The organism is Mycoplana sp. MJR14 (genome assembly GCF_029210525.1).
Lineage (GTDB): Bacteria > Pseudomonadota > Alphaproteobacteria > Rhizobiales > Rhizobiaceae > Mycoplana.
In genome coordinates this window covers 97,316-117,328 of the sequence record NZ_JARGEO010000011.1, presented here as the reverse complement: position 1 = coordinate 117,328, position 20,013 = coordinate 97,316, and the positions used below count along the sequence as shown (strand labels likewise).

General features: G+C 66.6%; 15 protein-coding genes. 14 read left to right on the top strand and 1 reads right to left on the bottom strand.

Annotated features, from left to right (window positions below):
• Positions 1-130 precede the first annotated feature (130 nt).
• The 5 genes from ccoG (at position 131) to gndA (ending at position 6,305) form a co-directional block, all read left to right on the top strand.
• On the top strand, positions 131-1,714 hold the full coding sequence (gene ccoG / locus P0086_RS21310) for a cytochrome c oxidase accessory protein CcoG (RefSeq protein ID WP_275789715.1): 1,584 nt from the start codon (positions 131-133) through the stop codon (positions 1,712-1,714).
• Positions 1,711-2,214: a FixH family protein gene (locus P0086_RS21305; protein ID WP_112612557.1), complete on the top strand. Its 504-nt coding sequence runs from the start codon at positions 1,711-1,713 to the stop codon at positions 2,212-2,214. The genes ccoG and P0086_RS21305 overlap by 4 nt, the downstream gene beginning before the upstream one ends.
• Positions 2,211-4,514 carry a heavy metal translocating P-type ATPase gene (locus P0086_RS21300; protein WP_275789712.1) on the top strand — a complete coding sequence of 768 codons (2,304 nt, stop codon included), beginning with the start codon at positions 2,211-2,213 and terminating at the stop codon, positions 4,512-4,514. The genes P0086_RS21305 and P0086_RS21300 overlap by 4 nt, the downstream gene beginning before the upstream one ends.
• Positions 4,511-4,687: a cbb3-type cytochrome oxidase assembly protein CcoS gene (gene ccoS / locus P0086_RS21295; RefSeq protein ID WP_112612555.1), complete on the top strand. Its 177-nt coding sequence runs from the start codon at positions 4,511-4,513 to the stop codon at positions 4,685-4,687. Before P0086_RS21300 ends, ccoS begins: the two co-directional genes overlap by 4 nt.
• A gap of 181 nt (positions 4,688-4,868) precedes the next feature.
• The gene (gene gndA / locus P0086_RS21290) at positions 4,869-6,305 is read left to right on the top strand and encodes an NADP-dependent phosphogluconate dehydrogenase (protein WP_275789709.1); all 1,437 of its coding nucleotides are present in this window, start codon (positions 4,869-4,871) and stop codon (positions 6,303-6,305) included.
• Between the two features lie 230 nt (positions 6,306-6,535).
• Here the strand turns inward: gndA and P0086_RS21285 are convergent, their stop codons facing one another.
• Positions 6,536-7,570, bottom strand: coding sequence for a LacI family transcriptional regulator (locus P0086_RS21285; RefSeq protein WP_112611341.1), 1,035 nt, complete (start codon positions 7,568-7,570; stop codon positions 6,536-6,538).
• 406 nt (positions 7,571-7,976) lie between these two features.
• Here P0086_RS21285 and P0086_RS21280 point away from each other — a divergent pair, with 406 nt between their 5' ends.
• The 9 genes from P0086_RS21280 to P0086_RS21240 all read left to right on the top strand — a co-directional run bounded on the left by P0086_RS21280 (position 7,977) and on the right by P0086_RS21240 (position 19,944).
• Positions 7,977-9,212, top strand: coding sequence for an ABC transporter substrate-binding protein (locus tag P0086_RS21280; protein WP_275789706.1), 1,236 nt, complete (start codon positions 7,977-7,979; stop codon positions 9,210-9,212).
• Positions 9,213-9,329: 117 nt separating this feature from the next.
• Entirely contained in the window at positions 9,330-10,259 is a 930-nt protein-coding gene (locus P0086_RS21275; protein WP_112599478.1) for a sugar ABC transporter permease, read from the top strand.
• 10 nt (positions 10,260-10,269) lie between these two features.
• Complete coding sequence (locus P0086_RS21270; RefSeq protein ID WP_275789791.1) at positions 10,270-11,193, top strand: carbohydrate ABC transporter permease; 924 nt, start codon at positions 10,270-10,272, stop codon at positions 11,191-11,193.
• A gap of 4 nt (positions 11,194-11,197) precedes the next feature.
• Positions 11,198-12,286, top strand: coding sequence for an ABC transporter ATP-binding protein (locus P0086_RS21265; protein ID WP_275789704.1), 1,089 nt, complete (start codon positions 11,198-11,200; stop codon positions 12,284-12,286).
• Between the two features lie 206 nt (positions 12,287-12,492).
• Positions 12,493-14,964 carry a glycoside hydrolase family 2 protein gene (locus P0086_RS21260; RefSeq protein ID WP_275789702.1) on the top strand — a complete coding sequence of 824 codons (2,472 nt, stop codon included), beginning with the start codon at positions 12,493-12,495 and terminating at the stop codon, positions 14,962-14,964.
• 48 nt (positions 14,965-15,012) lie between these two features.
• Positions 15,013-15,774, top strand: a complete 762-nt coding sequence (locus tag P0086_RS21255; protein WP_275789700.1) for a sugar phosphate isomerase/epimerase — start codon at positions 15,013-15,015, stop codon at positions 15,772-15,774.
• A gap of 11 nt (positions 15,775-15,785) precedes the next feature.
• Positions 15,786-16,958 carry a Gfo/Idh/MocA family oxidoreductase gene (locus tag P0086_RS21250; RefSeq protein WP_275789698.1) on the top strand — a complete coding sequence of 391 codons (1,173 nt, stop codon included), beginning with the start codon at positions 15,786-15,788 and terminating at the stop codon, positions 16,956-16,958.
• A gap of 95 nt (positions 16,959-17,053) precedes the next feature.
• Positions 17,054-18,085 (top strand): L-glyceraldehyde 3-phosphate reductase, encoded by a 1,032-nt coding sequence (gene mgrA, locus P0086_RS21245; RefSeq protein WP_112599473.1) that lies wholly within the window; start codon positions 17,054-17,056, stop codon positions 18,083-18,085.
• Between the two features lie 230 nt (positions 18,086-18,315).
• Positions 18,316-19,944, top strand: a complete 1,629-nt coding sequence (locus P0086_RS21240) for a glycoside hydrolase family 43 protein (protein WP_275789696.1) — start codon at positions 18,316-18,318, stop codon at positions 19,942-19,944.
• Positions 19,945-20,013: the final 69 nt, after the last annotated feature.

The following is a 20,013-nucleotide window of genomic DNA, read 5'->3' as shown; positions in this document are numbered from 1 at the left end:
CCTCCCTGTCGCCGCTTCGATAGCCGTTTTGTCGCATCCGTCGTGGCGCCCCGCAACCCTGATCTTTGACTTAAGTCAAGGAGTGAGGCGGGTGGGCGGCGCACAAACGGGGCCTGGAAATGGTGCACCGATGAATATCTACAACGCGCTTGAACGCTCACAGGATGCCGCGATCGAGCGGCTGGACGCCGAGGCGGTCAATTCCGCCAAGGTGCGCAGGCCGCTCTATGAGAAGCGGAAGAAGATTTTCCCGAAACGGGCCGAGGGCCGGTTCCGCCGCTTCAAGTGGATCGTGATGCTGATCACGCTCGGCATCTACTACCTGACGCCCTGGATCCGCTGGGACCGCGGCGCGCACGCGCCGGACCAGGCCGTGCTCGTCGATCTCGCCGCCCGGCGCTTCTATTTCTTCTTCATCGAGATATGGCCGCAGGAGTTCTTCTTCGTCGCGGGGCTGCTGGTGATGGCCGGCTTCGGGCTGTTCCTCGTCACATCGGCGATCGGGCGCGCCTGGTGCGGCTATGCCTGTCCGCAGACGGTGTGGGTCGATCTGTTCCTCGTCGTCGAGCGGGCGATCGAAGGCGACCGGAACGCGCGGATGAAACTCGACGCCGGGCCCTGGACGCTGGACAAACTCGGCAAGCGGGTGACCAAGCATGGCATCTGGCTTGCGATCGCGGTCGCCACCGGCGGCGCCTGGATCTTCTACTTCGCCGACGCGCCGAAACTGCTTGCGAGCTTTGTCACCCTGCAGGCGGCGCCTGTCGCCTATATCACTGTCGCCGTGCTGACGGCGACGACCTATGTCTTCGGCGGCCTGATGCGCGAACAGGTCTGCACCTACATGTGTCCCTGGCCGCGCATCCAGGCGGCGATGGTGGACGAGAACTCGCTGGTCGTCACCTACAACGACTGGCGCGGCGAGCCGCGGTCGCGGCATGCCAAGAAGGCGGCAGCGGCGGGTGCCAGCGTCGGCGACTGCGTCGACTGCAATGCCTGCGTTGCCGTCTGTCCCATGGGCATCGACATCCGCGACGGCCAGCAACTCGAATGCATCACCTGCGCGCTCTGCATCGATGCCTGTGACGCGGTGATGGACAAGATCGGCAAGGAGCGGGGACTGATCGCCTATGCGACGCTTTCGGACTATTCCGCCAACATGGCGCTTGCGACCGACGGCGGCACCCGGCCGATCGATCCCGCGCGCATCCGCGCGGCCGACGGGAGCTTCTCGGACCAGGTGCGGCACTTCGACTGGCGCATCATCCTCCGGCTGCGGACGGTGTTCTACTTCGCCATATGGATGCTGGCCGGGCTCGGGCTCGTCTTCGCGCTGGTCTCGCGCGACAGGTTGGGGCTCAACGTCATCCATGACCGGAACCCGCAGTTCGTCGTCGAATCCGACGGATCGATCCGCAACGGCTACGAGGTGAAGCTCTTGAACATGATCCCGGAACCCCGCGTCATCACGCTGTCGATCGAGGGACTGCCGCATGCGACGATGCGCATCTCCGGTCAGGAAGGCGGCGACGGGCGCAGCTTCGACATCCCCGTCCAGCCCGACAAGGTGACGGCGGTCAAGGTGTTCGTCACCCTGCCTAAAGATTTCCGTGCCGAGGCCGAACAGGGCTTCAGCCTGGTCGCGGAAGACAGGCCGGGCGGCGAGCGCGGTTCCTACGATGCCCGTTTCAACGTGCCCGGAGGCGCAAGATGACCCCGACCACCAAGTCCGAAGAATCTCGTTTCCGTTTCACCGGCTGGCACATGCTGGGGGTCATGGTGCTCTTCTTCGGCACGATCATCGCCGTCAACGTGGTGATGGCCTGGAGCGCGATCAGCAGCTGGAGCGGGCTCGTGGTGCAGAACACCTACGTCGCCAGCCAGGAGTTCAACGGCAAGGTCGAGAAGGCCAAGGCCTTTGCCGCGAGCGGTTTCGCCGGCGAGCTTACGATCGCCGACGGCCGGGTCCGCTACCGCCTGCATGACGCGGGGGGCGCGCCCGTCGCCGCCGACGAGGTGACCGTCACCTTCAAGCGCCCGACCGACGAGCGGGAAGATTTCCGGCTGGCGCTTGTCGCCGACGGGGCGGGAAACTACTCTGCCGCACGGACATTGCCCGAAGGCCAGTGGATTGCCGACATCGCGAGCGTCCGGGGCGGGCAGGCGATCTTTCACCAGACGATCCGCACGGTCGTCGCAGGAGGCAGGCCATGAGTTGCTGTGCACCCGGAACCGAGGGCGCGATCGACGCTGCCTCGCCGGCCGGCGGGCTGCCGTCCTCCGAGGAGATGCGGCTAGCGGCGCGGGATCTGGGCGAGGGCCTGCGCCAGAGCGATCTCAGCGTGCCCGGCGTCCATTGCGGCGCCTGCATTTCCACGATCGAGGGCGCGCTTTCGAAGGTCGCCGGGATCGAAAGCGCCCGCGTCAACCTGACGGCGAAGCGCGTGTCGGTGCGCTGGCGCGACGATATGGGCTTCGATCCGCAGGCGATCCCTGCCGCGATCGCCAGGACCGGCTATACCGCCCATCTCTTCACCGCCCCGCTGGCCGCCGACGATGCGCTGCGCAACGAACTGATCCGCGCCGTCGCCGTCTCGGGCTTCGCGGCGATGAACATCATGCTGCTCTCCGTCTCGGTCTGGTCCGGGGCGGAGGCGTCGACGCGCGACCTGTTCCACTGGATCTCGGCGCTGATCGCGGGGCCCGTGCTGATCTATGCCGGGCGGTTCTTCTATCGCTCGGCCTGGGGGGCGCTGAAGCACGGGCGGACCAACATGGACGTGCCGATCTCGCTGGCGGTGACGCTCTCCTATTGCGTCTCGCTGTGGGAGACGATCCATCACGGCGAGCATGCCTGGTTCGACGCGACGGTGACCCTGCTGTTCTTTCTCTTGATCGGCCGGACGCTGGACCACGTCATGCGCGACCGGGCGCGGTCGGCGATCACGAGCCTCGCCCGCCTGTCGCCGCGCGGCACCATGGTGCTCAAGGATGGCGGGGAGCGGGAATATCGCGCCGTCGAGGAGGTCGCCGTCGGCGACCGGCTGTCGATTGCGGCCGGCGAACGCCTGGCCGTCGACGCCCGCGTGCTCTCCGGCATCAGCGACGTCGATCGCTCGCTCGTCAGCGGCGAGAGCGCGCCTGTCACGGTGCGGCCGGGCCACCTGCTCGAGGCCGGCGTGATGAACCTCACCGGCGCGCTCGTGGTCGAGGCGGTGGCCGTGGCGCGGGATTCGTTCCTGGCCGAGGTCATCGGCCTGATGGAAGCGGCCGAAGGCGGGCGCGCCCGCTATCGCCGCATCGCCGACCGGGCGGCGTCCTACTATTCGCCGGCGGTGCACCTGCTGGCGCTGGTGTCGTTCCTCGGCTGGGGTTTTGCCGATGGCGACTGGAAGCATGCCATGCTGGTGGCCGTCGCCGTGCTGATCATCACCTGCCCCTGCGCGCTCGGGCTGGCGGTCCCGGTGGTGCAGGTGGTGGCGGCAGGACGGCTGTTTGCCAACGGCATCATGGTCAAGGACGGCTCGGCCATGGAGCGGCTGGCCGAGATCGACACCGCGCTGTTCGACAAGACGGGAACCCTCACCATGGGCGCCCCACGCCTGACGGAGCGGGAGGCCGCGGGCCGGCCGGAGACGCCGATGGCCGAGCGGGCCTTTGCCGTCGCCGCAGCCCTTGCCGCGCATTCCCGCCACCCGCTCTCGGCCGCGCTCGCCGCCGCCCATACGGGGCCGGTGCCGCAGTTCGAGGCGGTCGCCGAGATCCCCGGATGCGGCCTTGAGGCGCGGACGCAGGAGGGGCGTTGGCGGCTCGGCAACCGCGCCTTCGCCTGCGGCGGCGGAGCCGCGGCAGGCGACGGATCGGCGGCGTCGGAGGTGGTGCTGTCGCTCGACGGCGTCCCGATCGAGACCTACAGGTTCGAGGACCGGCTGCGGCCCTCGGCCCGCGAGACCGTCGCCGCGCTGCGCCGGGACGGCATCAAGGTCGGCATCGTCTCCGGCGACCGTCCGGCAGCGGTGGAAAGGGTGGCGGCCCTTCTGGATATCGGCCGGTGGCGCGCCGGACTGGCGCCGCGCGACAAGACGAATGCGGTCAGGGAAGCGGCTGCCGCGGGTGCGCGGGTGCTGATGGTGGGCGACGGCATCAACGACGCGCCGGCGCTAGCGGCGGCGCACGTCTCGATGGCGCCGGCGACCGCGGCCGATATCGGCCGCCAGGCGGCCGACCTCGTCTTCCTGCGCGAGGGGCTGGATGCCGTCTCCTTCGCCATCGAGACCTCGAGAGGGGCGGGCCGCCTGATCCGGCAGAACTTCGCGCTCGCGATCGGCTACAACGTCATCGCCGTGCCAGTGGCGATCCTCGGCCATGCGACGCCGTTGATCGCCGCGGTCGCGATGTCAACCTCGTCCATCATCGTCGTCGCCAATTCGCTGCGGCTGCGCGGCCGGGCGCCGGCACCGCGGCAGGAGGTTTCGGCGCCGAAGCCGGCATCCGGCATGGCGAGGGCCGCATGAACACGCTGATCTACCTCATCCCGATCGCGCTCTTCCTCGGTGGGCTCGGGCTCGCCGCCTTCCTCTGGTCCATCCGCAGCGGACAGTACGAGGACCTTGACGGGGCGGCCTGGCGCGTGCTCGACGACGAGGAGGGCGCAAGCGGCGGGCCGCCGGGTGCGCACGGCGGATAGCTGCCATGCGCGATTGTTACCAAACAATCGCTTGTCGTAAATCGATTTGAGTGCCAAAACAGCCGCCTAACGAAAGTGGAGCGGCCTGTTCCTGTTCCGCTTACGGGAAATCATATCCATGCGCTGCCCCTCGACCCGCGCGGCCGTCCGGCAAGGCAACATCCCATACGGAGGTAAGAACGTGGCACAGGCGGAAATCGGTTTGATCGGTCTCGGCGTCATGGGGTCGAATCTGGCCCTCAACATTGCCGAGAAGGGCAACAAGATCGCGGTCTTCAACCGCACGCCCGAGCGCACGCGGGAATTCTTCGAGGAGGCGGGCAGCCTCAAGGACCAGATCATCCCCTGCGAGACCATCGAGGCGTTCGTCGCCGCCATCCGCCCGCCGCGCCCGATCATCATCATGATCAAGGCCGGCGATCCGGTCGACCAGCAGATGCAGCTCCTGAAGCCGTTCCTGGAAAAGAACGACATCATGATCGATGCCGGCAACGCCAATTTCCGCGACACGATGCGCCGCTTCGACGCGCTCAAGGACAGCGGCCTGACCTTCATCGGCATGGGCGTTTCCGGCGGCGAGGAGGGGGCCCGCCACGGCCCCTCGATCATGGTCGGCGGCACCGAGGACAGCTGGAAGCGCGTCGAGAAGGTCCTGACCTCGATTGCCGCGAAGTACAATGACGAACCCTGCGTCGCCTGGCTCGGCGAGAACGGTGCCGGCCACTTCGTCAAGACGATCCACAACGGCATCGAATATGCCGACATGCAGATGATCGCCGAGATCTACGGCATCCTGCGCGACGGCCTGAAGATGAGCGCGACCGAGATCGGCCAGGTGTTTGACACCTGGAACAAGGGCCGCCTGAACTCCTACCTGATCGAGATCTCCGGAACGGTGCTCAAGACCGCCGATCCGCTGACCGGCAAGCCGATCGTCGACATGATCCTCGACAAGGCCGGCCAGAAGGGCACCGGCAAGTGGTCGGTGATCGAGGCGCAGAACATGGGCGTGCCGGCGACCGCGATCGAGGCGGCCGTGGCTGCCCGCAGCCTGTCGTCGATGAAGGACGAGCGCGAGGCGGCGGAGAAGACCTTCGGCCTGCCGGGCAGCGCTCCGCTTTCGGTTGCCGACAAGGAGGCCTTCATCAAGGATCTCGAAAGCGCGCTTCTGGCCGGCAAGATCGGCGCCTATGCGCAGGGCTTCGCCGTGATGGCGGCCGCGTCGAAGGAGTTCGGCTGGAACCTGCCGATGCCGGTCATCGCCAAGATCTGGCGCGCCGGCTGCATCATCCGCTCGCAGTTCCTCGACGAGATCACGTCCGCCTTCACCGCGGCGCCTGACGCGGCGAACCTGATCGTCACGCCGGCCTTCTCGGCGATGGTCAAGGAGACCGACGGTGCGCTGCGCCGGGTCGTCTCCTCGGCGGTTCTCGCCGGCCTGCCGGTTCCGGCGCTGGCTTCTGCGCTCGGCTATTTCGACAGCTACCGCCGCGGCCGCGGCACGGCGAACATGATCCAGGCCCAGCGCGACTTCTTCGGTGCGCACGGTTTCGACCGCGTCGACGGTGCCGACAACCACCATGGTCCCTGGGGCAGCGGCCTCGTCGCCGGCGCCTGAGCGGGCGAGGATCGAAAAACACGAGAGGGCCGGCGTTCGCGCCGGCCCTTTTTGTTGCGCGCGGGCCTGCGCGACACCGCGGGTGTCATCCTCCGGACAAGCCCGAGGACGACGAGGGGGATGCTGGTCGATGGAAAGGTCACGGGCCGTTTGGCCGCTGGTCTTTCGATCCAAGCCCGGGGCAGGCGGTGTCGCACGTCGTTGTTCCAACCGCACCGATGGTGTCGGGCTCAATCCGTCGGGATCGGATAGCTCAGAGTCTGCAGTTCGCTTGCCGGGCGGCCGTTGATGCGGCCGATGACGGCGCTGGCGAGCTCGCGGCCGGCGAGGCGGATATCCTCGCGCATCGTCATGACCTCGGGCCTCAGCCACTGCAGGAAGGTGCTCGGCTCCTTGGAGACGATGTCGAGGTCGTGGCCGATCCGGCGGCCGCTGCCCTCGACGGCCGCAATCAGCGCGACGGCGCCCGAACCCGAGCCGGAGACGATGCCGTCCGGGGCGTCGGGGCCGCGCATCACCCGCTCGCAGGCCGAACGGATCTCCGGCAGGCTGGAATCGAGGTTGACCTCGCTGAAGGGATAGATCGAGGCGCCGAAGTCGCGCACGGCGCGCTCGAAGCCGGTGCGCATGTGGATGTTGAAGGTCAGGTGCGGCGGCGGCTCCAGCAGCATCAGGTGACGGCGGCCGCGCTCCGCCAGCCGCTTGACCGCCTCGTAGGCGAAACGTTCGTTGTCGAAGTCGTGGAACGGATGCTCCAGCCCCATCACCGTGCGGCCGTGGGTGACGAAGGGCAGATTGCGCTCCATCATCAGGGCGACCCGGGGATCGCGCGGCTCGGTCCGCGAGATGATGACGCCGTCGGCCGCACCCGTCTCGAGGATGTAGCGGATCGGATCGAGCGCGTTGTTGGCGGTGCGATAGGGGGTGACGACGAGGTGGTAGGGTGTGCCGCCGAGGACCTCGGAGATGCCGGCGACGAGCGGGCTGGTCAGGCCCATGATCTCCTCCTCGAGGCTGAGGACGAGGCTGATGACGTTGGTCTTGCCGGTTCTGAGCCGCACGCCGGCGCGATTGGGCTGGTAGCCGATCTGGCGGGCGACGAGACGGACGCGCTCCTTCGTCTCGTGGCTGATGTCGGGGGCGTCCTTCAGCGCGCGCGACACCGTGGTGATGCCGAGCCCGGTCATGAAGGCGATCGTCTTCAGCGTCGGCCGCTCCTGCCCGGACGGGGCGCTTCCCGCCTGCTCCTTGCTCATCCTGTCCATGCCCGTGTGCCACCCCTTCTGCTCCGGCCGGTTAGCATGCCTGACGACAAGTCGCCACTCCCACGCCGACCACGCTAATATACTGAAACGATACAGTGGCGTTGTCGAGCCTCTAATTCGGGCCCAGCGGATGCGGTCGGCGACGTCCTGGAGTCTCGTGATGGCGATTGAGGGGTTCGGGCAACCGGTGCCGCAGGGCCGTGGCGCGCAATCCTGTGCCTGAATTTTCTCAATTTGTCCGGATTTTTGCAGATAATTCAGCGATCTATGGAAATTGCATCGCATTGCAGCATTCCGTGCTCGATGGCGCGGCTGCAAATTTTCAGGAAATTTTCGGAGGCGGGTTGCGCGACGAAATCGAATGCTCTACGTTTTTACTGCAACGTTTCAGTGAGGGAGGAGACTCATGAAATTTCGTTCCGCGATCGCCGCTTTGGCGGCGACAGTCGCGCTTCCGGTCGCTGCGAGCCATGCGACCGATCTGGAAGTGACGCATTGGTGGACGTCGGGCGGGGAGGCTGCCGCGGTCGCCGAACTGGCCAAGGCCTTCGACGCGACCGGCAACAAATGGGTGGACGGCGCCATCGCCGGCGCCGGCGGCACGGCGCGGCCGATCATGGTCAGCCGCATCACCGGCGGCGATCCGATGGGCGCCACGCAGTTCAATCACGGCCGCCAGGCGGAGGAGCTGGTGCAGGAAGGCCTAATGCGCGACCTGACCGACGTCGCCGAGCGCGGCAAGTGGAAGGAGATCATCCGCCCGGCGAGCCTGCTCGATTCCTGCACGATCGACGGCAAGATCTACTGCGCGCCGGTCAACATCCATTCCTGGCAGTGGCTGTGGCTGTCGAACGCCGCGTTCGAGAAGGCCGGCGTCGCCGTGCCGAAGAACTGGGACGAGTTCGTGGCCGCAGCGCCGGCGCTGGAGAAGGCCGGGATCGTGCCGCTCGCCGTCGGCGGTCAGCCCTGGCAGGCAAGCAACGCCTTCGACGTGCTGATGCTGGCGCTCGCCGGCAAGGACACGTTCCTGAAGGTCTTCCAAGAGAGGAACGCCGAGGTGGCGGCCGGTCCCGAGATGGCGAAGGTCTTCAAGGCGGCCGACGATGCAAGGCGCATGTCCAAGGGCACCAACGTCCAGGACTGGAACCAGGCCACCAACATGGTCATCACCGGCAAGGCCGGCGGCCAGATCATGGGCGACTGGGCGCAGGGTGAATTCCAGCTCGCGGGCCTGAAGGCGGGCGAGGACTACAGCTGCCTGCCGGGGCTCGGCGTCACCGAGGTGATCGCCACCGGCGGCGATGCCTTCTACTTCCCGCTGCTCGAGGACGAGGAGAAGTCCAAGGCGCAGGAGGCGCTGGCCGAGACGCTCGTCGACCCGAAGGTGCAGGTCGCCTTCAACCTGAAGAAGGGCTCGGTGCCCGTGCGCGGCGACGTCGACCTTGCGGCCGCCAACGACTGCATGAAGAAGGGGCTCGACATCCTCGCCAAGGGCAATGTCGTACCCTGGACCGACCAGTTGCTGTCGGCCGACAGCCAGAAGCAGAAGGAGGACCTGTTCTCCGAATTCTTCGCCAATCCGTCGATGACGCCGGAAGACACGCAGAAGCGCTTCGTGGAGATCATCGCAGCAGCCGACTGATCGGCCTGTTTGCGCTGATGCCGCCGGCTCCGGTCTCCGGACGGAGCCGGCGGTCCGGGCTGGCCGGTTGTGCGCCGCGCCGGCGGTAGAAAAGACAGGACCGCAGAGGAGACACCCATGACGGGTCAAGCGACGGATCGAACGACCGTCCCTCGGCGCAGCGGGCGGCCGAACCGCCTGACGCGCAACCTCAGTGCCAAGATCGCATCCATCCCGATGATGCTCACCGCCGTCGTCATCTTTCTCGGCGGCACGCTCTGGACGGTGCTCTATTCGTTCACGAGCTCGAAGCTCCTGCCGCGGCTGCGGTTCGTCGGGCTCGACCAGTACGAGCGGCTGTGGGCCGCGCCGCGCTGGCTGGTCTCGATCGAGAATCTGGCGATCTACGGCATCTTCTCGCTGATCTTCAGCATGGTGATCGGCTTCGTGCTCGCGGCCCTGATGGACCAGAAGATCCGCTTCGAGAACACCTTCCGGACGATCTTCCTCTATCCGTTCGCGCTCTCCTTCATCGTCACCGGGCTCGTCTGGCAGTGGCTGCTCAATCCCGAGCACGGCATCCAGTCGGTGGTGCGTGCCATGGGCTGGGCGGGCTTTTCCTTCGATCCGCTCTACGATTCCGGCATCGTCATCTACGGCATCCTGATCGCCGCGCTCTGGCAGGGCACGGGGCTCGTCATGTGCCTGATGCTGGCTGGCCTGCGCGGCATCGACGAGGACATCTGGAAGGCGGCGCGGGTTGACGGAATCCCGATGTGGAAGACCTACCTGTTCGTCGTCATCCCGATGATGCGGCCGGTGTTCGTCACCACGCTCGTCATCATCGCCAGCGGCATCGTGCGCGTCTACGACCTCGTCGTCGCCCAGACCAGCGGCGGGCCGGGCATCGCCTCGGAGGTGCCGGCGAAATACGTCTACGACTACATGTTCCAGGCGCAGAACCTCGGCCAGGGCTTCGCCGCTTCGACGATGATGCTGATCACGGTCGCGATCATCATCGTGCCCTGGGCCTATCTGGAATTCGGGGGAGGGCGCAAGCGTGTCTGATCGTGGCCATCTGAAGAAGACCGCCCACCTGGCGGAAGTGCCTGCGAGCTGGGAGAGCGGACCAAGGGGGGCACGGCCGCGCCGTCTGCTGTCGACCCGCACCATCGTGGTCTACGGCACGCTGTTCGTGGCTGCCGCCTATTATCTGCTGCCGCTCTACGTGATGATCGTCACCTCGCTGAAGGGCATGCCGGAGATCCGGCTCGGCAACATCTTCTCGCCGCCGCTCGAAATCACCTTCGAGCCGTGGGTGAAGGCCTGGTCGAGCGCCTGCACGGGGCTGAACTGCGACGGGCTGTCGCGCGGCTTCTGGAATTCGGTGATGATCACCGTACCCTCGACGGCCATCTCGATCGCGATCGCCTCGATCAACGGCTATGCGCTGTCGAACTGGCGCTTCAAGGGCGCGGACATCTTCTTCACCATCCTGATCGTCGGCGCCTTCATCCCCTATCAGGTGATGCTCTATCCGATCGTGATCGTGCTGCGCGAGATCGGGCTCTACGGCTCGCTGTCCGGCCTCGTCATCGTCCATACCATCTTCGGCATGCCGATCCTGACGCTGCTCTTCCGCAACTATTTCGCCGGGCTGCCGGAGGAACTGTTCAAGGCGGCGCGCGTCGATGGCGCCGGCTTCTGGGGCATCTACCTCAAGATCATGGTGCCGATGTCGCTGCCGATCTTCGTGGTCGCGATGATCCTGCAGGTCACCGGCATCTGGAACGACTTCCTGTTCGGCGTCGTGTTCACGCGACCCGAGTACTACCCGATGACGGTTCAGTTGAACAACATCGTCAACTCCGTCCAGGGTGTGAAGGAATACAATGTCAACATGGCCGCGACGATCCTGACGGGTGCCGTTCCGCTCCTCGTCTACTTCGTCTCCGGCCGGCTGTTCGTCCGCGGCATCGCCGCCGGCGCCGTGAAAGGCTAAGCGCATGACCAGCGTTTCCGTCAAAGACCTCAGGCTCAGCTTCGGCCAGGTTACCGTCCTCGACCAGCTCAACCTCGACATCCAGGAGGGCGAGTTCCTGGTGCTGCTCGGCTCGTCCGGCTGCGGCAAGTCCACGCTGCTGAACTGCATCGCCGGGCTGCTCGACATCACCGACGGGCAGATCTTCATCAACGGCCGCAACGTCACCTGGGACGAGCCGAAGGACCGGGGCATCGGCATGGTGTTCCAGTCCTATGCGCTCTATCCGCAGATGACGGTGGAGAAGAACCTGTCCTTCGGCCTGAAGGTGGCGAAGATGCCGCAGGGCGAGATCGACAAGCGGGTGGCGCGCGCCGCCGAGATCCTGCAGATCGGGCCGCTGCTGAAACGCAAACCCTCGGAGCTTTCCGGCGGCCAGCGGCAGCGCGTGGCGATCGGCCGGGCGCTGGTGCGCGACGTCGACGTCTTCCTGTTCGACGAGCCGCTCTCCAACCTCGACGCCAAGCTGCGCTCGGAACTGCGCGTCGAGATCAAGCGGCTGCACCAGTCGCTGAAGAACACGATGATCTACGTCACCCACGACCAGATCGAGGCGCTGACGCTCGCCGACCGCATCGCCATCATGAAGGGCGGGGTGATCCAGCAGCTCGCCGATCCGAACACGATCTACAACGCGCCGAAGAACATGTTCGTCGCCGGCTTCATCGGCTCGCCGTCGATGAACTTCCTGCGCGGAGAGATCGCGGCGGATGCGGCCGGCAGGCCGGCGGTCGTGGCCGGCGGCGTGACCTTCTCGCTCGACGGCTACCACGCCGGCGAGACGCTGGTTCCGGGCCGCAAGGTCGTGCTCGGCGTGCGGCCGGAGCATGTGAAGGTCGACGAACCGGGCGGCATGGGCGAGGTGCACGAGGCCACCGTCGACATCGAGGAGCCGATGGGGGCGGACAACCTGCTCTGGCTCAAGCATGCCGGCCACACCATGGCGGTGCGCACCGCCGGCTCGCGCCGCTTCAGCCCGGGCACGCGGGTGCGGCTGACATTCGACATGACGCTCGCCTCGCTGTTCGATGCGGAGAGCGAGGAGCGGATCTGAGCGTGCGCCGAGAGGTGACCGACGTCGGCGCTCCGCCCCTCATCCGCCTGCCGGCACCTTCTCTCCGCAGGCGGGGAGAAGGGCGATCGCCGCACCGTTGGGCAGGTTGACTTGCGCGTGGCACGTTCCCGCTCCCCGCTTGCGGGGAGAGGGCCAGGGTAAGGGGCCGCGTCCTCTCGGACAATGGAGACTTCGAGACCAAATCGATGACAACGAGACCGGACATCACAGCCATCGACCTCTCCGGCACCTGGCGGCTTGCGACGCTTTCCGGCGAGCATGCGGCAGCCATGGCCGTCCCCGGCGACGTGCATTCGGCGTTGCTGGCAGCCGGGATCATCGCCGACCCCTATGCCGGTCGCAACGAGCTCGATGCGCGCTGGGTGGCCGAGGCCGACTGGGCGATGGAGCGGACGTTCCTGGTGCAGCCGGAGATGCTGGAGGCTGCCTGGTATCTCGACATCGGCAGCATCGACACGGTGGCCTCGGTCTATGTCAACGGCGTGCTGGTGCAGGACACCGACAACTGCTTCCGCCGCTACCGGCCGGACGTGACCGAGGCGCTGAAGGCCGGCGAGAACACGATCCGCGTCGTCATCCATTCCGCCATTGCCGCCGGCGCCGCGCGACAGGCGGAGCAGCCGTTCTTCGTGCCCTGGCACGAGGGCAATTCCCCGATCGCCAACGGTAACATGCTGCGTAAGCCGCAATGCCATTTCGGCTGGGACTGGAACCTCGCGATCGCACCGCTCGGCATCTATGCGCCGATCGTGCTGCGCAAGCTCGAGATCGCCCGGATCGAGCACGTCACCACGCGGCAGTTTCACCATGCCGACGGGTCCGTCGATCTCTACGTCACCGCCAGCTTCCATGCCGAGGAGCCCGGCATCCTGCCGGTCCATTTCACGCTCGACGAGGAGCGGGTGCGGCTCGACATCGGCGTCAATGCCGGCGAGACGGTGCTGACGCATCTGTTCCACGTCGAGGCGCCGCAGCTCTGGTGGCCGGCCGGCCATGGCGCGCAGGCGGTGTCGCAGGTGACGGTGGAGACGCCGACGGAGCGCGTGACCCGCACCGTCGGCTTCCGGCAGGTCGAGCTCCTGACCGACCGCGACGAGGCCGGCAGCCGGTTTGCGCTCCGCGTCAACGGCCGCGAGATCTTCTGCCGCGGCGCCAACTGGATCCCTGCCGACGCGCTGTTTTCGCGGGTGACGAAGGCGGGCGTGCGCGACCTCCTGCAATCGGCGGTCGACGCCAACATGAACATGATCCGCGTCTGGGGCGGCGGCTTCTACGAGCCCGACTGGTTCTACGACCTCTGCGACGAAATGGGGCTGATGGTCTGGCAGGACTTCATGTTCGCCTGCAACCTCTATCCCTCGACGTCCGACTTCCTCGACAACGTCACGGCCGAGGTCGACTACCAGGTGCGGCGGCTTTCCTCGCATCCATCGATCGCGCTGTGGTGCGGCGACAACGAGCTCGTCGGCGCGCTGACCTGGTTCGACGTCTCGCGCAAGGATCGCGACCGCTATCTCGTCTCCTACGACCGCCTGAACCGCACCATCGAGCTTGCGATGCGCAAGGCGGCCCCCGGGGCGATCTGGTGGCCGTCGAGCCCGGCGTCGGGATACCTCGACTTCGGCGACGCCTGGCATGCGGACGGTTCCGGCGACATGCACTACTGGTCCGTCTGGCACGAGAACAAGCCGTTCGAGGACTATCGCACGGTGCGGCCGCGCTTCTGCTCGGAGTTCGGCTTCCAGTCCTATACATCCATGCCGGTTATCCGCCGGTTCGCCGCGGAGAAGGATATGAACATCGCCTCGCCGGTGATGGAATGGCACCAGAAGAACGCCGGCGGCAACGAGCGGATCGCGGCGACCATGTTCCGCGCCTTCCGCTTCCCGAAGGATTTTCCGAGCTTCGTCTATCTCAGCCAGGTGCAGCAGGGGCTGGCGATCCGCACGGCGGTCGAATACTGGCGCTCGCTCAAGCCGCATTGCATGGGCACGCTATACTGGCAGTTGAACGACACCTGGCCGGTGGCCTCATGGTCGAGCCTCGACCATGGCGGGGGGTGGAAGGCGATGCACTACATGGTGCGCCGGTTCTTCCAGCCGGTCGCCGTCGCGGCCATTCCGTCGCAGGACGGCAGGCGCATCGCTATCTCGATGGTGAACGATACCGCGGCACCGGTCGAGGTGTCGTTCACCAGCCGGCTCGTCTCGCTTTCGGGCGAGGCGCGCGATTTCCGCAAGGCGGTGGCGACGTGCGGGCCGGACCGGGCCGAGACGCTGCTTGTGATCGATGCGGCCGACCTGCCGGACGACATGCTGCTGTTCTGGACCTTCGAAGCATCGAACGGCCTGCGCGGCGAGGGGCACCATGCGCCGGTCCCCTACAAGGCGCTCGAGCTCGAGCCGTCCGGGCTGACGCTCGCATCCGCGCCGCGGCCGGACGGCGCGTTCGACGTCACTGTCTCGGCGCGGTCTCTGGCCCTTCATGTGATGGTCGAGGCAAATCTCGCAGGGCGCTGGTCGGACAATGCATTCGATCTTCTCGCGAATGAGGAACGGCGGCTCGTCTTCACGCCGTCGCACCCGCCTGCCGAAGGCGAGATGCCTGCCTTCCACGCCCTCGACCTTCAATCCTGCCAGTCCGGTTCGGCTGGCTAGACTTCAACCTGTGCCGCGTTCCCGCGCGCCATTTCCAGGAGAGACCCAGTGCAGAAAGTCAGTTTCCAGCTCTACAGCGCCCGCAATTTCCAGCCGTTCTCGGATGTGTTCCGCCTGGTGTCGGAGGCCGGCTACAGCCAGGTCGAGGGATACGGCGCGCTCTATGCCGCGCTCGACGGTGCCGCCATCGCCGCGACCAAGGCAGACCTCGATCGGAACGGGCTCGCCATGCCGACGGCGCATTTCGGCATCGACATGCTGGAGAACGAGCCGGACCGGGTGCTGGAGATCGCCCGCACGCTCGGCATCAAGGCGATCTACTGCCCCTATCTGATGCCCGAGGACCGTCCGACGGATGCCGGTGGCTGGCGCGCCTTTGGCGAGCGGCTGCAGAAGGCGTCCGCACCCTATCGCAAGGCCGGGCTGGACTTCGGCTGGCACAACCACGACTTCGAGTTTGCTGCGCTTGCCGACGGCAGCTTCCCGCAGGACCACATCTTCGCCGGCGGCCCCGACCTCTCCTGGGAGGCGGACATCGCCTGGATCGTGCGCGGCGGCGCGGACCCGGTCGCCTGGATCAAGAAATACGCTGACCGCATCACCTCGGTGCACGTCAAGGACATCGCACCTGCCGGCCAGAACGCCGACGAGGACGGCTGGGCGGACGTCGGCCACGGCACGCTGCCCTGGGGCGAACTGATGAATGTGCTGTCCGGCACGAAGGCGAAATACTTCATCGTCGAACACGACAACCCGAAGGACCTGAAGCGGCTCGCCGAGCGGTCCATCGCAACCATCAAGGCATTCTGAGGATGACCAACATGACAAGAGAATTCGGCGTCGGCATCATCGGCTGCGGCAACATTTCCGGCGCCTATTTCAAGCTGATCCCGCTCTATCGGAACCTCAAGCTCGTCGCCTGCGCCGACATCAACCCGGCGGCGGCGAAGGCGCGCTCGGAGGAGTTCGGCGTGCCGGCACAGGAGATCGCGGCGCTGCTGGCCAATCCGGCCGTCGAGGTCGTGGTCAACCTGACGGTGCCGGAGGCGCACTTTCCCGTCTCGAAGCAGGCGCTGGAGGCCGGCAAGCATGTCTACTCCGAAAAGCCCTTCGTGCTGACCCTGGAGCAGGGCGAGGAACTGCGCCGCGTTGCCGATGCCTGGGGCCTGAAGGTGGGGTCGGCGCCGGATACCTATCTCGGCGGCGCCCATCAGTTCGCCCGCCATCTGATCGACAGCGGCCGCGTCGGCAAGATCATGTCGGGCACGGCGCATGTGCTGGGCCCCGGCATGGAGAGCTGGCATCCGAACCCGGACTTCTTCTTCGCGCCGGGCGGCGGGCCGATCCTCGACATGGGGCCCTACTACGTCAACAACCTCGTCAACCTCGTCGGCCCGGTGAAGCGCGTCGTCGCACTCGCCAACAAGGCCCGCGAGGAGCGCACGATCGGCAACGGCCCGCGGGCCGGCGAGAAGGTGCCGGTGATCGTCGCGACCAACATCCATGCCGTGCTCGAGTTTGAGAGCGGCGCCCAGATCTCGTTGATGACGAGCTGGGACGTCTGGGCGCACCGCCACCAGAACATGGAACTCTACGGCACCGACGGCGCGATCTTCGTACCGGATCCGAACTTCTTCGGCGGCACGGTCGAGGTTGCGGGCATGGACCGGGAGCCGAAAGCGGTCGAGGTCTGGGATCATCCGCTGACGGCGAAGAACTACACCTTCGACTGGGGAACGCAGGCGAACTATCGCGGCGTCGGCCTCTCCGACATGATGGAGGCGGTGGCGACCGGGCGCGACTATCGCTGCTCGCTCGAACGGTCGCTGCACACGATCGACGTGCTGACGGCGATCCTGCGGTCGGCCGAGGAGGGGCGGGCGATCGATATCGTCACCACCTGCACCCAGCCTGCGGCGCTGGGCATCGCGGAGGCGCGTGCGCTTCTGCGCGACGACGTCGCAGCGCCGGCCGTCGAGGCGGCGGCGGAATAGCCGGGACGGCCCGCTGCGGGTTGCAGCGCCCCCTTGCGGGAACGGTTCGGGCGGGAGTATCCATTCCCGCCCAAGACATGAAATGGAGGACAGCCATGGCCTGGCAGCCCGCGGAAAACCGCTATGAAACAATGAAGTACAACCGCCTCGGACGCTCCGGCCTGAAGCTTCCGGCGATCTCGCTCGGCCTCTGGCACAATTTCGGCGGCGACACGCCGCACGAGCGCAAGGTCGAGATGTGCCGCACCGCCTTCGACCTCGGCATCACCCATTTCGACCTCGCCAACAACTACGGCCCGCCGCCGGGATCGGCCGAGACCGCCTTCGGCGAGATCCTGCGCACCGATTTCGCCGGCTATCGCGACGAACTGATCATCTCGTCCAAGGCGGGCTACGACATGTGGCCCGGCCCCTATGGCGAGTGGGGCAGCCGCAAGTATCTGATCGCCTCCTGCGACCAGAGCCTGAAGCGGATGGGCCTCGACTATGTCGACATCTTCTATTCGCACCGCTTCGATCCCGAAACGCCGCTGGAGGAGACCTGTGCCGCGCTCGACCACATCGTCCGGTCGGGCCGCGCGCTCTATGTCGGCATCTCCTCGTACAACTCGCAGCGTACCCGCGAGGCGGCGGCGATCCTGAAGGATCTCGGCACGCCCTGCCTGATCCACCAGCCGAGCTATTCCATGCTCAACCGCTGGATCGAGACCGACGGGCTGATCGACACGCTCGACGAACTCGGCATCGGCTCGATCGTGTTCTCGCCGCTGGCGCAGGGCATGCTGACGACGAAGTATCTCGCCGGCATTCCGGACGACAGCCGCGCGGCGCAGAACCACTTCCTGAAGAAGGATTTCATCCGCCCCGAAACGATCGACAACATCCGCAAGCTGAACGCGATCGCCGAGCGTCGCGGCCAGACGCTGGCGCAGATGGCGATCGCCTGGGTGCTGCGGGGCGGACGGATCACCTCGGCGCTGATCGGGGCGAGCCGCGCCGGCCAGATCGTCGATTGCGTCAAGGCGCTCGAGACCCCCGATTTCACGGCTGAGGAGCTCAAGGAGATCGACGTCTATGCCCGCGAGGCGGACATCAATCTCTGGACGCGCTCTGCCGAGCTCGTTTGAAGGATCGGGCGGAGGGGGCGCCCCCTCCGTCCTGGCGCACGTCTCCCCTTGAAGGGGGAGACTGGATGGGGCGCTGCCAATCCCCAATCCGTTGTCGCGCTTCCTGAACGCGGCCGTGTTCGCGACAGGGAGGGATCTCCTGCTGGGCTCTCTCCCTGAGCGGCGATGCTCCGGCAGGCGGAGGGGCGGCATGTGAGACCGAATGACCACGGTGCAGGAGGAGCAAACCCGTGATCCGAAATCCGATCCTGCCGGGCTTCAATCCGGATCCGTCGATCTGCCGCGTCGGGCAGGACTACTATATCGCGACGTCCACCTTCGAATGGTATCCGGGCGTGCAGATCCACCACTCGCGCGATCTGGTCAACTGGCGGCTGGTGCGCCGGCCGCTGGAGCGGGAAAGCCAGCTCGACATGCGCGGCAATCCCGACAGCTGCGGCGTCTGGGCGCCGTGCCTTTCCCATGCCGACGGCCGGTTCTGGCTGGTCTATACCGACGTCAAGCGCTTCGACGGCAACTTCAAGGACGCGCACAACTACATCGTGACTGCGCCGTCGATCGAGGCGGACTGGTCCGATCCCGTCCACGTGAACTCGTCCGGCTTTGATCCGTCGCTGTTCCACGACGACGACGGGCGCAAATGGTTCCTCAACATGCAGTGGAACCATCGCACGGAGAGCTATGGCGGCATGCCGAAGTCTCCGGCCTTCGACGGCATCCTGCTGCAGGAGTGGGATCCGGTGGCCGGGCGGCTGGTCGGGCCGGTGAAAAACATCTTTGCCGGAAGCCCGCTCGGCCTCGTCGAGGGCCCGCATCTCTTCAAGCGCGATGGATGGTACTATCTGACGACGGCCGAGGGCGGCACCGGCTACGACCATGCGGTGACCATGGCCCGCTCGCGGAACATCGACGGTCCCTACGAGATGCACCCGGACGTGCATCTGATCACCTCGAAGGATCATCCGGAGGCAAGGCTGCAGCGGGCGGGACACGGGCAGTATGTCGAGACGCCGGACGGCCAGGCCTATCACACGCACCTGACCGGGCGGCCCCTGCCGCCTGGCCGGCGCTGCACGCTCGGCCGCGAGACGGCCATCCAGAAATGCGTCTGGCGCGACGACGGCTGGCTCTATCTCGACGGCGGCGGCCCGGTGCCGCAGGTGGATGTTCCGGCGCCGGTGCCGACCGCGGCCGGCGAGAAGCCGGCCGAGACCACCTATCGCTTCGAGGGGCCCGCGCTGCCGGCCGATTTCCAGTGGCTGCGCACGCCGAAGCCGGAGAGGCTGTTCTCGCTCGGCGCGCGACCGGGGCACCTGCGGCTGTTCGGGCGCGAGAGCATCGGCAGCTGGTTCGAGCAGTCGCTCGTCGCCCGGCGGCAGGAGCACCATGACTTTTCCGCCGAGACCGTGCTGGAGTTCCAGCCGGACACCTACCAGCAGGTCGCAGGCCTGGTGCACTATTACAACCGCCACAAGTTTCACGCGCTCGGGCTGACGCTGCACGAGACGCTCGGGCGCGTTCTGACCATCCTGTCCTGCCCTGGCGACTATCCGGATGCCCGGCTCGTCTTTCCGGCCGGCAGCGGCGTTCCGGTCGGCGAGGGGCCGGTCGCGCTTGCGATGGCGGTGCAGGGCAACGACCTGCAGTTCTTCTGGCGGCCGGACGGCGCCGCCCGCTGGAGCGCGATCGGTCCCGTGCTGGATGCGGGCGTGGTGTCGGACGAAGGCGGACGCGGCGAGCACGGCTCTTTCACCGGCGCCTTCGCCGGCATGTTCTGCTTCGATACCTCGGGGCGGGCGCAGGTGGCGGATTTCTCGCGCTTCACCTATCGGTCGGGGCAGGTGCCCACTCAGGGATAAAGTTTGTGCGTTACGCTATTTCGTGTCCCCAAGTCGCTGATTACATTACACAAGTTTAATCTTGATTTC

Bases quoted from the DNA above. Each gene is read 5' to 3' on its own strand.
- ccoG (WP_275789715.1), top strand. From the start codon at position 131: ATGAATATCTACAACGCGCTTGAACGCTCACAGGATGCCGCGATCGAG.
- P0086_RS21305 (WP_112612557.1), top strand. From the start codon at position 1,711: ATGACCCCGACCACCAAGTCCGAAGAATCTCGTTTCCGTTTCACCGGC.
- P0086_RS21300 (WP_275789712.1), top strand. From the start codon at position 2,211: ATGAGTTGCTGTGCACCCGGAACCGAGGGCGCGATCGACGCTGCCTCG.
- ccoS (WP_112612555.1), top strand. From the start codon at position 4,511: ATGAACACGCTGATCTACCTCATCCCGATCGCGCTCTTCCTCGGTGGG.
- P0086_RS21285 (WP_112611341.1), bottom strand. From the start codon at position 7,570: ATGGACAGGATGAGCAAGGAGCAGGCGGGAAGCGCCCCGTCCGGGCAG.
- P0086_RS21280 (WP_275789706.1), top strand. From the start codon at position 7,977: ATGAAATTTCGTTCCGCGATCGCCGCTTTGGCGGCGACAGTCGCGCTT.
- P0086_RS21275 (WP_112599478.1), top strand. From the start codon at position 9,330: ATGACGGGTCAAGCGACGGATCGAACGACCGTCCCTCGGCGCAGCGGG.
- P0086_RS21265 (WP_275789704.1), top strand. From the start codon at position 11,198: ATGACCAGCGTTTCCGTCAAAGACCTCAGGCTCAGCTTCGGCCAGGTT.
- P0086_RS21260 (WP_275789702.1), top strand. From the start codon at position 12,493: ATGACAACGAGACCGGACATCACAGCCATCGACCTCTCCGGCACCTGG.
- P0086_RS21250 (WP_275789698.1), top strand. From the start codon at position 15,786: ATGACAAGAGAATTCGGCGTCGGCATCATCGGCTGCGGCAACATTTCC.
- mgrA (WP_112599473.1), top strand. From the start codon at position 17,054: ATGGCCTGGCAGCCCGCGGAAAACCGCTATGAAACAATGAAGTACAAC.